The sequence below is a fragment of the Microbulbifer magnicolonia genome, assembly GCF_035117725.1.
In the GTDB taxonomy this organism is placed as follows: Bacteria; Pseudomonadota; Gammaproteobacteria; order Pseudomonadales; family Cellvibrionaceae; genus Microbulbifer; species Microbulbifer magnicolonia.
Map to the genome: position 1 here is coordinate 891,259 of NZ_JAYEFD010000001.1, position 13,064 is coordinate 904,322.

12 protein-coding genes are annotated in these 13,064 nt (G+C 62.4%); 7 read left to right on the plus strand and 5 right to left on the minus strand.

From position 1 onward, the window contains the following. The first annotated feature begins 73 nt into the window (after nt 1–73). The 3 genes from RRF64_RS03950 to RRF64_RS03960 all read left to right on the plus strand — a co-directional run bounded on the left by RRF64_RS03950 (nt 74) and on the right by RRF64_RS03960 (nt 3,307). Nucleotides 74–691 (plus strand): trimeric intracellular cation channel family protein, encoded by a 618-nt coding sequence (locus RRF64_RS03950; RefSeq protein ID WP_323844521.1) that lies wholly within the window; start codon nt 74–76, stop codon nt 689–691. A 31-nt stretch (nt 692–722) separates the two neighbouring features. Then, a complete protein-coding gene (locus tag RRF64_RS03955) occupies nt 723–2,318 on the plus strand; it encodes an alpha/beta hydrolase (RefSeq protein ID WP_323844522.1) in 1,596 nt (531 codons plus the stop codon). A gap of 146 nt (nt 2,319–2,464) precedes the next feature. Beyond that, a complete protein-coding gene (locus RRF64_RS03960; protein ID WP_323844523.1) occupies nt 2,465–3,307 on the plus strand; it encodes a sulfurtransferase in 843 nt (280 codons plus the stop codon). 105 nt (nt 3,308–3,412) lie between these two features. On the opposite strand, the gene msrA is transcribed toward RRF64_RS03960, so the two are convergent. Continuing rightward, the gene (gene msrA, locus RRF64_RS03965; RefSeq protein ID WP_323844524.1) at nt 3,413–4,042 is read right to left on the minus strand and encodes a peptide-methionine (S)-S-oxide reductase MsrA; all 630 of its coding nucleotides are present in this window, start codon (nt 4,040–4,042) and stop codon (nt 3,413–3,415) included. A gap of 65 nt (nt 4,043–4,107) precedes the next feature. Beyond that, a complete protein-coding gene (locus RRF64_RS03970; protein WP_323844525.1) occupies nt 4,108–4,731 on the minus strand; it encodes a class I SAM-dependent methyltransferase in 624 nt (207 codons plus the stop codon). A gap of 324 nt (nt 4,732–5,055) precedes the next feature. Here RRF64_RS03970 and RRF64_RS03975 point away from each other — a divergent pair, with 324 nt between their 5' ends. Together RRF64_RS03975 and RRF64_RS03980 are read left to right on the plus strand one after the other, a co-directional pair. Beyond that, on the plus strand, nt 5,056–6,321 hold the full coding sequence (locus tag RRF64_RS03975) for a porin (protein ID WP_323844526.1): 1,266 nt from the start codon (nt 5,056–5,058) through the stop codon (nt 6,319–6,321). A gap of 47 nt (nt 6,322–6,368) precedes the next feature. Then, on the plus strand, nt 6,369–6,863 hold the full coding sequence (locus RRF64_RS03980) for a J domain-containing protein (RefSeq protein ID WP_323845592.1): 495 nt from the start codon (nt 6,369–6,371) through the stop codon (nt 6,861–6,863). Nucleotides 6,864–6,877: 14 nt separating this feature from the next. Here the strand turns inward: RRF64_RS03980 and RRF64_RS03985 are convergent, their stop codons facing one another. Genes RRF64_RS03985 through RRF64_RS03995 form a run of 3 tightly spaced genes read right to left on the minus strand, consistent with a single transcriptional unit; the run spans nt 6,878 to nt 8,736 of the window. Continuing rightward, nucleotides 6,878–7,690, minus strand: a complete 813-nt coding sequence (locus RRF64_RS03985) for a methyltransferase domain-containing protein (RefSeq protein WP_323844527.1) — start codon at nt 7,688–7,690, stop codon at nt 6,878–6,880. After that, on the minus strand, nt 7,680–8,018 hold the full coding sequence (locus tag RRF64_RS03990) for a MazG-like family protein (protein WP_323844528.1): 339 nt from the start codon (nt 8,016–8,018) through the stop codon (nt 7,680–7,682). Before RRF64_RS03990 ends, RRF64_RS03985 begins: the two co-directional genes overlap by 11 nt. Before the next feature lie 4 nt (nt 8,019–8,022). After that, the gene (locus RRF64_RS03995; RefSeq protein ID WP_323844529.1) at nt 8,023–8,736 is read right to left on the minus strand and encodes a DUF599 domain-containing protein; all 714 of its coding nucleotides are present in this window, start codon (nt 8,734–8,736) and stop codon (nt 8,023–8,025) included. 378 nt (nt 8,737–9,114) lie between these two features. Between RRF64_RS03995 and RRF64_RS04000 the strand changes: the two genes are divergently transcribed. Further along, on the plus strand, nt 9,115–12,027 hold the full coding sequence (locus tag RRF64_RS04000; protein WP_323844530.1) for an insulinase family protein: 2,913 nt from the start codon (nt 9,115–9,117) through the stop codon (nt 12,025–12,027). Between the two features lie 290 nt (nt 12,028–12,317). Beyond that, nucleotides 12,318–13,061 carry a carboxy-S-adenosyl-L-methionine synthase CmoA gene (cmoA, locus tag RRF64_RS04005; protein WP_323844531.1) on the plus strand — a complete coding sequence of 248 codons (744 nt, stop codon included), beginning with the start codon at nt 12,318–12,320 and terminating at the stop codon, nt 13,059–13,061. Nucleotides 13,062–13,064: the final 3 nt, after the last annotated feature.

Here is a 13,064-nt window from a genome sequence, read left to right on the forward strand (position 1 = left end):
GAGCGGACGGCGCCCGGCAGCAGGGCCGCCCGTATCTATCTAAATACTACTCCCGCCCCAGAAACAAAAAGTTATGGAACAACTGCTGCACTGGTTCGATCTAATCGGCATAGTCGTCTTTGCCTTTACCGGCGTACTGGCGGCGGGCCACAAGCAGATGGACCTGTTCGGGGCGGTGGTGCTCGCCTGTGTGACCGCGACCGGCGGGGGCACCACGCGGGACATGATCCTGAATATTCCGGTATTCTGGCTGCAGGACAGCCACTATCTGTGGATCGCCGCCACCACCGGCGTGATCAGCTTCTACCTGATCCGTTACCTGCAGGTGCCGATGCGCCTGCTGATGATCGCCGACGCCATGGGCCTGGCGGTCTTCGTGGTCATCGGCACCCAGAAGGTGCTGGACCTGGGCCACTCCCCCGCGATCGCGATTGTGATGGGGGTGATGACCGGGACTTTCGGCGGCCTGATCCGCGATATCCTCGCCGGCGACATACCGCTGCTGCTGCGCCGCGAGATCTATGCCACCGCCGCGCTCAGCGGCGCGGCCGCCCTGGTGCTGCTCGACGCGAGCGGCAGGGTGCCGGGCGAGGTAGTGGTGGCCATCGCGGTACTGGTGACCCTGTCGATTCGCCTCGCGGCCTTGCGCTGGAACCTGTCCGCACCCATCGCCCGTTTCGGCAACAACTGACCAGCCAGCATTTTTCACAGGAATTACCGCTGTGTGTGATCTCCGACTACTCATAAAAGCCACCCTGCTCGCGGCCGCCCTTCTGCTCGGCGCCTGTGACCGCGCCGCGCGTGACGACAGCACCGCCGGCCCGACGCGCCTGATCCCGAAACCCTGCTGGTTCGAAACCGATGACAGTTGGCCGGTCACCCAGTGCTTTATGGTGGAAGTGCCGGAGAACTACGCCAAACCGACGGAGCGCAAGATCCAGTTTCCGGTAGTGCGCTTCCTCGCCGCCAAACCGGATGCCGACAAGTATCCACTGCTGCACCTGGGCGCCGGCGGCCCCGGCGCCAGTCTCGGCCTGGAACCGGAGAATGCCAGTGACTGGCTCTGGATCAACTATGCGGCGATGACCGTCGAGGACGGCCGCGACCTGATCCTGATGGACCCCCGCGGCACCGGCATGGCCCGGCCCCGCCTCACCTGCGACGAGTTTATCGAGGATGCCCAGACCGCCTTCCAGCGCAATCTTTCCGCCGACGAGGAAGCCCGGGTATTCACATTCAGCATGGAGCGCTGTTACAGCCGGCTGAGCAAAACCGCCGATATGGCCACCTACAACAGCGCCACCATTGCCCGGGACGTCGAGTCCCTGCGGCAGCTGCTGGGCGTGGAGAAGTTCAATCTGTACGGGGTTTCCTACGCGTCCCGCTACGCGCTCACCCTGGCCCGGGACTACCCGGAATCCGTGCGCGCACTGGTGCTCAACAGCGCGGTGTTCCCCAATATCATCTACACGCAGCAGCTGGCCAAAGACTCGCTGGCGGCCTATCAGCGCGGTCTGCAGCACTGTATCGAGGACAAATTGTGCAACAGCCGCTATCCCGACCTGCAGCGGCGCCTGGAGAGCCTGGTGCAGTCGCTGGATGAGAGTCCGCGCACCATTGCCATCGAGCACCGGTTCTCCAATGAACCCTACCATTTTGTCCTCACCGGGCAGCGACTGCTGCGAGTCCTGTTCCAGGCGCTGTACGACGAAAATTTCTACGGCGATTTACCCAAGGTCATCGAAGCGCTGGAAACCAACGACGCTGACAGCCAGGGGCCGGTTCAGGGCGCGATCGCGAAGTTCATGGAAATTTTGCTCGATCCCTATTTCGGCGACGCGGCCGGCGTCAGCCATTTCTGTTACGAAGAGGCACCCTTTGTCGATTTCGACAAGGCGCGAGCCAATGCCGCCGACACCGGCATCCTCGGCGGCGCGGTGCGCGCAGATATCGACTTGATGCAGATACAGTGCCGAATCTGGGCCCTGCCCTCGGCGCCGCAAATGGAGTCCCAGGCAATAACAACGCCCCTGCCGGTCATGTTGTTGCACGGCGGCCTCGACCCCGTGCTCGCCGCCGATGACGTCGACAAGGCGCGCCGCAAACTGCCGAATCACCAGTGGCTGCTGTTTCCGCTGCTGGCGCACGACATCATTTCGGCCAGTAACTGCGCGGAGCAGGCCGCGGCGCGTTTTCTCGACAATCCCGAGCAGGACCAGCAGGAGTTGGTGAAAGCCTGCCGCCGGGAAGAGCTGGCCGGCAAGATCCCTGCGGGGGGTGAAGTACCCGCGGACAGCCAATACAGCCAGCAGCATTAAGCGCTGGCCAATAATCGCGTACAAAATAGGCGTTTTGTGCCGGGCTTCGCCAGGGATGGGAAAAGCTGAACCGGCTGCTGGACAAATATCCCGCTTGCGCTTAATTTCGGCCCTATAACAACGATAACGGACCCGGCACGAAGAGCATGAGCGAAAAGGCAGTCATAGAGGTAGCGGAGCTGGCGGATATCATCCGGAAACCCGATGTGGTGGTTCTGGATTGCCGCTACAGCCTGGTCGACAGGGAAGCCGGAGCCCGGGCGTTTGCCGAGGCGCACATCCCCGGTGCCCACTATGCCAGCCTGCATCGGGACCTGTCCGGTCCGGTGGGCCGCTATGGCGGGCGCCACCCGCTACCCAGTGCCGAGCAGTTTCAGCAGTTTGCCCGCGCTTGCGGGATAGACCGCGATACCCGGGTAGTGGTCTACGACGATAACCGCCTGGCATTCGCCGCGCGCGCCTGGTTTCTGTTCCATTATTTCGGCCACGCAAACGTTGCTGTCCTAAATGGCGGTCTCACGGCCTGGTGCGAAGCCGGCCTGGCGCTCGACACCAACCCTTCCGCGCCTGCCGCGCCCGGCGACTTTGTCGCCAGTGCGCGGGACGATCTCCTGCTCGATCACAAACAGATATACAGCCGGCTGGATAATCCGCCCTGGCAGTTGATCGACGCCCGCGATGCGCAGCGCTTCGCCGGTATCGAGGAACCGCTGGATCCCATCGCCGGCCACATTCCCACGGCCCTAAACAAACCCTGGCAGGGCGTGACCCGTGAGGACGGCAGGATCAAGTCAGTGAATGAACTCCGCAATCACTGGCAGGACGTTCCGGCCGATGAGCGTCTGGCGAATTACTGCGGCTCCGGCGTCACCGCCTGCGTCAACCTGTTTTCCCTGCATTTGATCGGATACACGGATGCCCTGCTCTATCCGGGCAGCTGGAGCGACTGGTGTGCGCACATCGTCTATCCGGAATCCGAGTCGACCTGACCGTCCTTCCGCCGCGCAATTTCGATCGGCCCGACCACAAGCGACCGGGATGAGAAAGTTAAAAGGTAAAGCGCCGGCGGGGATTGCCGGCGCAACAGGGAACTATCAACGCAACAGACAGGCGCCGGTACCGGCCAGACCGCAGTAGCCACCCGGATTCTTCGCCAGGTACTGCTGGTGGTCCTCTTCGGCGTAGTAGAAGACGGGCGCCGGCGCTATTTCGGTGGTGATCGCGCCCAGCCCTTTCTGCTGCAGCGCCTCCTGAAACTGCGCCTCAGTCTCCCGCGCCTCTTTCAATTGTTCTTCGCCATAGCAATAGATGCAGGAGCGGTACTGCGTGCCCAGGTCATTGCCCTGGCGCATACCCTGGGTGGGATCGTGCTCCTCCCAAAAGTGGCGCAGCAATTCCCGGTAGGAAACCTTGTGCGGATCGAAGACGACCAGCACCACTTCCGCATGGCCGGTGCCACCGCTGCACACCTCGCGATAATTCGGATTCGGCGTACTGCCACCGGCGTAGCCGACCGCGGTGGTGTAAACACCGTCCAGCTCCCAATACAGGCGCTCCACGCCCCAGAAACACCCCATGCCGAACACGGCTTTTGCCAGGCCGGCGGGGAAAGGCTCCAACATGGTATGGCCGTTCACAAAGTGCACACCGCTGATGGGCATGGCTTCCTCGCGACCTGGCAGCGCCTCTGCGGCGCTGGGAATGGAGGATTTGTCGTAGTGCATTCTCTACCTCTGACAAAAAGAACCTGACTCGGGAAAACCTGTCGCGCGCCGCTGCCCGGGAGCCCTCAGGGGCTCGGATTGGCAACCTCGAGGATACAGCCACTGGCCTTCATTGGCCGGCTCACGCTCCACTCCCGGTAACTGCCGCCGAGCTTGTCCTCTGCGCGCGCCGCCAGGCGGCGGAACGGCGAGCGCCCCGGGTCGGACAACACCACGCGCTGTACGCCGGCGCGCATGGCGCGGCGGGTGAGATTGTACAGCGCCGGCTCCAGTTGGTCCCAGAAACAAATATCGGTGCCGATAAGAAGATCGAACCGACCCAGATCGGACTGCGTCACCTTCTCATAGCGGCAGCGCCAGGTTTCCATTTCGACGCCGTTCAGCTCGGCATGGTAATGCACAAACGGAAAAACACTCGGATCCGCATCCAGTCCGGTTACCCGCGCCCCAAATTCCCTGGCGCAGAAGATACCGCCCAGTCCCCAGCCGCAGCCCAGATCCAGCACCCGCACCCCTTGATGAGGTGGGTTCTTCTTCAGGTAATCCATCGTCAGACAGGAACTCTTCCAGAATTTGTTGCCGTGCAGGCTCGGATCTCCGGCCTCGCGGCGCAGGCGGCGCATATCCGGATGGGCATTCTGGCGAACGGTCAGGCCGAATAGGCGGCGACTGAATTGACGGGAAGACATGGTCCTGCCTCACTTCCTTTTAATTGAATCCCACGCGGCAAAGTGCCGCCAGACGAATGCAGCAATTGCAACTGACCGACAATTTTAACGGCAAATTTCTGTCATTCCAGTGCAGGGCGGCCGCGCCCCCCTCACCTGCCGCGGGCGCACATATATGCTAGCACCGGCTAATCCCGAAAATCTGCCGCCACTACAGGGCCACTGCCGCCAAAAAGTGCGCACCTCTGTCGAGGACATTCTCCGAATCACTGTGCTGCGCTACCTTTTTACTTGACTGCTCATTAAATAGCCACCAAGCACGACAGGGAAGATGTGATCAGTGCTATGCGCAAGTTTATCCGAACTGGCTTAGCCAGCATTCCTCTACTGGCGGCATCGAACGGCCATGCACTGCCGGTATACGAATCTAACGAAGTGGCCCTCTATATCCACGGCTGGTTCAGCACCCATCAGATCAACATCGAAGGGAGCACCTCTATGGATGACGGCCCATCGCGCATCGGCTTCAACCTCGATGTTCCCGCCTACAAAGACTGGAACGTCGGCTTTCTGATCGAATGGGGCATCCAGGCCGTTTCCCCCAACCAGGTGCTCGTGATCTCCGGTGACCAGCAGGCTTCCCCCGGCGAGCGCGCCGACCCTCTCTATACTCGCCAGGGAAACGCCTACGCCAAGCATGAATTCTGGGGCAACTTCGTCGCCGGCAAACAGTGGTCCGTCTACTACGATGTGGCAGGCATCACCGACTGGTACAACGTGTCCGGCGGCCTCGCCAGCGGTGCTTTTGCCCTCGGCGGCGACGGCGGTATTACCGGCACCGGGCGCGCCGACGGTGCCATCACCTGGCGCAAGGACTGGAAGGCCCTCTGCGGCGAATTCCAGATCGGCCTGCAATACGCCGCCCACGTCGCCGACCTGGATATCCAGGCCGAGGACGCCAGGGGTGAAGATACCCTGCTGGTGTGTCCACCCGGGGACTGTGAATATGGCTTGTCTCGCGGCGCTTCCCTGACCTACACGCTGGACGTCGGCGACGGCTGGTTTTTCGGCCTGGCATACAATCGCGTTAATCTGGATATCCAGACGGACCGCGGCCTGCTATTCGACATCTCTAACCCCGCCGATATGATCCTGATCAGGGACGACGTGGAGATCAATGCCAGCAGCAACGACTTCGCCTTCATCGGCGGTATCGCCTACGGCAAGGGCGCCTTTGAGCGGGGACTCTATGCTGCCTTCAACTGGCACCGCTCGCACAACAACGAAATTGCGCCGCCCGGCTCGACAATGGGGGCGACGAATTTCTTCAACGCCATCGGTTCGGAGAGCTTTATCAGCTGGACCTGGGGCAAATACAACTGCTACTCAATCTACGGTGGCCACAACCTGCTGAAGTCCCACAACGACGAAATTTTCGAAGAGGCGCTGATAACCGGCGATAAATATCGTCTCGGCGCGCTCTTCTACGGCTTCCAGTACCTCTGGAACGAGCGCGTGCGTATCTATCTGGAAGGTGCCATTGGCGACAACAACGATGTAGCTGAGCGCCCGGATGGATTCGTTGCCGCAGGCATCCGCGTCGACATCTGATAAGCTAGCGGTCCAAGATCTCGCAGAGGACTATCCATTTGGGCCGCATGATCCTGTTGATTGCCGTCGGCATCTTCGCCTGGCTGGCGTGGCAAAAATTCAAAGCCAGTGCGCCACAAGAGCGGCGCAAGTTACTGCTGCAATGGCTGTTGATCGGTCTGGCGCTGATAGCGGTGTTACTGGCAATCAGCGGTCGACTGCACTGGGTCGGCGCTGCCATCGCCCTGACCCTGCCGGTGCTCGGGCGCACCCTGAGCTGGCTCGGCCGACACCTGCCCTGGCTGGCCCCACTGCTCGCCAAGCACGCCCAGGCGCGGCAGCAGCAGAAGGCGCAGGAAAACGCCTCCGACGCGGACAAGGCCCCGCCTCTGACGCCGGACGAGGCGCGCCGTATTCTCGGCGTCGGCTCGGCGGCCAGCCGCGAGGAAATCATCGGCGCCCACCGCAAGCTGATCCAGAAACTGCACCCGGACCGCGGCGGCAACGACTACCTCGCCTCGCGCATCAACGCCGCCAAGGAGCTGCTGTTGCGCAACCTGTAATCGGGCGCCACCCTCTATAACCGGCAGAGCAGATGGACGTAACGCGCCAACTGCCGGTAGGGATCCACGCGGGAATATTCCAGCTCTTTCTCCACGATCGCGGCCGCCGGCAGCTTCTCGCGAATCGACGGAGTCATGAAGTCGTGAAAGCAGCGGATACCGCTGTGCGCGACTACATTCAACCCGGACTGCGCCAGCCAGTCCTGCACCCATTCCAGCAGCAGCGGGTTCTGCGGCGTCAGACTGCCCGGGTGCCCGCCCCAGTGATCGCTGTCGATATTGCGGTCCAGCTGGCGGAAGCTGCCGCGCTGCAGCAGGCGGAATTCCAGCGCGCGCCGGTTGTAGAAAGTCAGGGACAGATAGCCGCCGGGCTTTAACAGACTGCGCAACTGCGCCACCGCGCGCTTTGGCTGCGCCAGCCACTCCAGCACCGCGTGGCAGATCACCAGGTCGGCACCTTGCAGTTCGGCAATTTCCGGGAGCTCCTGCAGCCGCCGGTGCAACAGGGTGACACGCCGCTGCAATTGCCGCTCCGCCACCCGCTCGGCGGCCAGATCGAGCATCTCTGCGGAGATGTCGGCCAGGTAGACGCTGTGCCCGGCCTCGGCCAGGTCCAGCGCAAACTGCCCCTGGCCGCCGCCGGCATCGACGATCTTGAGGGTAGCGGCATCCGCCAGTAGCGGCGCCAGATCCCGGTTGAGCACCGCGAGCCGGATATCGCCCTTCAGGCCGCCGTAGATCCGATTGCGGAAGCGGTGCGCCAGGTCATCGAAATTACGGTCCGAATCGCGGTATGAGTCGCGGTTTGAGTTGCCGTCAGACGTCATTGGTGTCTTCGCCCGAGCCAGCTTCACCGTGGCGACGCCGGTTCTCCGCGATCTTGTCGCGCAGCGCGTCGTCCATGTCCACACCCAGGGCCGCGGCCAGCTTGCTCAGGTACATCTGGATATCCGCCAGTTCCGCCGCCACCTGTGCGGCCGCCTCGGAATGCATCAGTTCGCGGATCTCGCCGTCGGTCCGCCACTGCAGATGGCGGCACAGCTCGGCCACCTCCACCGACAGCGCCATGGCGAGGTTCTTGGGCGTGTGCAGCGATTGCCAGCCGCGCCGCCGTGCGATTTCGTCGAAGGCGGACAGAATTTCACCAGCTTCCATCGGGTTATTTCTCCGGCTCGTGTCCGAGGGCGCGCCCTTCTGCAGCGAGGATCGACTGCAGGGTGCGGGAACGGAATTCGCGCAGGAACAGCACCCACACCACCAGCAGGTAGCCGGCCATGAACAGCAGCGGATGGATAAACCAGCCCATTACCGCCATCGCAAAATAGTAGGACCGCAGTCCGTAGTTGTAGCTGTGCCCGGCCTGGTCGATAACCTTGGCGGTATTGATGGCGAAGCGGCGGCGCTCCTCCTGGGAGATGCCCTCGGCGTCGGGGGGCGGCGCGGCGCCGATCAGCACGTTGGCGAAAGAGTACTGCCGCAGCGACCAGGTAAAGTTGAAAAAGGCAAAAATAAAGATCAACACCAGCAGCAGCACTTTCACCTCGAACTGCTCCACCGAGGTCTGCTCCGCAAACGGCAGGCTGCTGAGTACCTCGATCGCCGCCTTGTTGGCGGTCAACGCGGTGACCAGGCCCGCGAGGATCAGGATGCTGGTGGAGGCGAAAAAGCCGATGACCCGCTCCAGATTGCCGATGATGGCCGCATCCGACATGCGCATATCCCGTTCCAGCATGCGCAGCATCCACTCGACCCGATACCACTGCAGCGACGACGACAGCGACCAGGTCACCTTGGCCTTCTTGCGCGCAAAGACGGTATATCCCGCCCAGGTAATAAAAAAGCCAGTGACGCTGGCGATATCCAACCAGGACAACTTCTCTCTCCGTGTTCGTCTACATTTATGCCGGGGCTTACAGGCACAGGAGTCTTGGCTGTGCTGGCACCCTTGTCAACACTGATTTTAGTCCGCCGCGGCGCTGCTTTTTCCGGCGCGGCGCTGTCTTTCCAGTGTGGCCAAGCGGTAGAATGGCGCCCCATTCGCCGGCGACGGTGTCCTGAGTCAGAAGTTTGTTCAAGAATTGGCGAGCGGATTTAGTCGTCAGGCAAGGCGCGGCGACGAGTCATAGCAGGGCTATGGCGAGGAGTCGCAACGCAGCATGACGGCAAAAGACGCCGGCAAAATTGAACAAACTTCTGACTCAGGGCACTGGCCACCGGCCAGAGAATTCGTATAAACCCAGGGAGCCGTCTTTTGAGCAATTCACATCCCGCCTTCGAACTGGTTACCAGCGCAGAAATCGAATCCCTCGGCGTGCGTGTCGAAGAGTACCGCCATGTAAACACCGGCGCCCAGCACCTGCATATCGCCGCCGACAACGACGAAAACGTCTTTCTGGTGGCGCTGCGCACTGTGCCGCACGATTCTACCGGCGTCGCCCATATCCTCGAGCACACCGCGCTCTGCGGCAGTGACAAATACCCGGTGCGGGACCCCTTCTTCATGATGATAAGGCGCTCCCTGAACACCTTTATGAACGCCTTCACCAGTTCCGACTGGACCGCCTACCCGTTCGCCAGCCAGAACCGCAAGGACTTCGACAACCTGCTCGACGTCTACCTGGATGCGGTCTTTTTTGCGCGCCTGGATCCGCTGGATTTCGCCCAGGAGGGCCACCGGCTGGAATTCGCCGAAACCGACAATCCGGAGAGTCCGCTGGTCTACAAGGGCGTGGTCTACAACGAGATGAAAGGCGCCATGAGCTCTGTCAGCTCCCAGTTGTGGCAAACCCTGAGCAAGCACCTCTTTCCGACCACCACCTACCACTACAACTCCGGCGGTGATCCGACCGATATACCCAAGCTCAGTTACGAGCAGCTGGTGGAGTTCTACCGCAGCCACTACCACCCGAGCAACGCCATTTTCATGACCTTTGGCGATATCCCCGCCGCCGAGCACCAGGCGGCGTTCGAGGAGAAGGCGCTGCACAAGTTCGAGCCGCTGCACAAGGTCATCGCGGTCGGCCGCGAAGACCGCTACCAGGCGCCACTGCGCGTCGAAGAGTACTACCCGCTCAGCGATGAAGACGGTCTCCAGGAGAAAACCCATATCGTGCTGGGCTGGCTGCTCGGCGATGTCACTGACCTGGAAGAATCCCTGACCGCCCACCTGCTGTCCGGCGTACTGCTGGACAACAGCGCCTCACCACTGATGAAGCTGCTGGAAACCTCGGAACTGGGCACGTCGCCCTCCCCGCTCGTCGGCCTCGACGACTCCCAGCGCGAGCTGGTGTTCGTGTGCGGCATCGAGGGCAGCGAGCGCGACCGCGCCGATGAGCTGGAGAAACAGGTGCTCGCCGTGCTGGAGGAAGTGGCCGAGAAAGGCGTGCCCTACGAGCAGGTGGCCGCCAGCCTGCACCAGCTGGAACTGCACCAGCGCGAGATCACCGGTGACGGCTACCCCTACGGCCTGCAGCTGATTCTCACGGCGCTGACCGGCGCCACCCACCGCGGCGACGCGATTGGCCTGCTCAATATCGACGCCACGCTGGAAAAGCTGCGCGAGCAGATCAGGGACCCGCGCTTTATCGCCGACAAGGCGCGAAAATTGTTGCTGGAAAACCAGCACCGGGTGCGCCTGGTGCTGTCGCCGGACGACAAGCTGGCCGAGCGCCGCGAAGCCGAGGAAAAGGCGCTGCTGGCGGAGACCAGGGCGCGCCTGTCCGACGGCGAGAAACAGCGGATCATCCAGACCGCCCACGCGCTGGCGGAACGACAGCAACGCGAAGACGACGCCTCCATCCTGCCCAAAGTCGGCGTCGAGGATATCCCGCCGGAGCTGCCCAAGGTGGAGGGCGAGGAAGTCGATCTGGGCACGCAGAAGCTGACCCGCTACAGCGCCGGCACCAACGGCCTCGTCTACCAGCAGATGGTGTCCGCCCTGCCGGAATTCAGCGAGGAGGAGAAGCAGCTGCTGCCCTACTACTGCCAGGTACTGAGCGAAGTCGGTCTCGGCGACAAGGACTACCTGGAAGTTCAGCAGTGGCAGACCCGCGTCGCCGGCGCGCTGCACGGGTTTACCAGCAGCCGCACCGCGATTGACGACCTGCATCAACTGAGCGGCCACTTTGTGCTGTCCGGCAAGGCGCTGGCCCGCAACCAGGCGGCGCTGACCGAACTGATGCAGGCGACCATGGCGGAGATTCGCTTCGACGAACTGCCGCGCATCAAGGAATTGCTGCTGCAGACGCTGGCGCGTCGCGAACAGGGTGTGGTGGGGAACGGCCACGCGCTGGCAATGGCTGCGGCCAGTGCCGGTTACAACCGCGCTGCCTTCGAGAGCCATGCCACCGGCGGCCTGCTGGGCCTGCGCAACCTTAAAGCCATGGTGCGCAGTCTCGACAGCGAGCAGGGCCTGGAAAAGCTCGCCGCGCAGTTCCAGGCGATACACGACAAGATTGTCGCCGCACCGCGGCAGTTCCTGCTGATCGGCGAAGAGGACAAACTGCCGGAGTTCAGCCAGGCGCTGGCACCCCTGACCGCCGAAGCGAGCCTGGCCCCGGCGGATCCCAATGCGCCATTCGAAACGCAGCACATCCAGCAGCTCTGGATCGCCAACAGTCAGGTCAACTTCTGCGCCAAGGCCTACGCGACCGTGCCCATGACCCATGCGGATGCCGCGCCGCTGGCGGTGCTCGGTGGCTTCCTGCGCAACGGTTTTCTGCACCGCAGCATACGCGAACAGGGCGGCGCCTACGGCGGCGGCGCCAGCCACGACAGCAATATCGGCGTCTTCCGTTTCTATTCCTACCGCGACCCGCGCATGGCGGAAACACTGCAGGATTTCGACGCCGCCCTGAAGTGGCTCGCGCACGAAAAGCACAAGGACGAGCAGGTCGAGGAAGCGATTCTCGGCGTGGTCGGCGCCCTGGACAAACCCGGCTCCCCCGCCGGCGAAGCCAAGAAGGCCTTCCACTCCAACCTCTACGGCCGCAGCCACGCGGTGCGCCAGGAATTCCGCCGCCAGGTAACCGAAGTGCGCCTGGACGACCTGAAGCGGGTCGCCGCCACTTACCTGAAGCCGGAACAAGCCAGCACCGCCGTGGTCACCGGCGCCCAGGGCCGCGAGGCGGGGCTGAAGCTGGAATTGCGGGAAGAAAAACTCTGAACTGACACCGAAAACGCCCCTGTAGGAGCGGCGGGGCGGCCATCCGCCGTTGGCCGCGATCGATATTTGCAGAAGCCACCTGGTTTGGTGGTTTCGATCGGCCCGGCTAGCGGTGGCCCTTCGGGAAAAAGCCTCATCGGCAAATATTTCCCGAAGCGCCACCGCTAGCAGGGCCTTGCAGTCGACGAGCTGATGAGAGCGCTTGACTCTGCCGGCATCGATCGCGGCCACCGGCGGATGGCCGCCCCGCCGCTCCTACAGGGATAATCGCTTTTTTTGACGACGCTTCGATGAGCAGACAAGACAATATCTACGCAAACCCCCTCGGCGAGGTGGCCGGCTTCAAGTTCGACCAGTCAGTGGTCGAGGTCTTTCCGGATATGATCCAGCGCTCGGTGCCCGGCTACACCACCATAGTGGCGATGATCGGTACCCTGGCGGAGCGCTACGCCCAGGCGGGGAGCCGCTGTTACGATCTCGGCAGTTCCCTGTGCGCGGCCACGCTGGCGATGCGCCACCGCATTCCCGCGGCCGGCTGCGAAATCATCGCGGTGGACAATTCAGCCGCAATGATCGAACAGGCCCGCAAGGTGCTCGCCGCCGACAGCGGCCAGATTCCGGTGCAGCTGATCTGCGACGACCTGCAGAATGTGGCGATCGAGAATGCCTCGGTGGTGGTGCTGAACTTCACCCTGCAATTTATCCCGGTGGCGCAGCGCCTGGCCATCGCGCAGAAGATTCACGATGGCCTGCGCCCGGGCGGCATCCTGATCATCTCCGAGAAGGTGGACTTCTCCGATCCAGACCACAGCGAGCTGATGATCGATCTGCACCACGCCTTCAAGCGCGCCAATGGCTACAGTGAACTGGAAATCGCGCAAAAACGCACCGCCCTGGAAAATGTCCTGATTCCGGAAACACTGGACACCCACCGTGAGCGCCTGAAGGCAGTCGGGTTCACCAGCGTGGATGTCTGGTTCCAGTGCTTTAATTTTGCCTCGCTGATTGCCATCAAGGGAAAAACCGGGAATTAATTG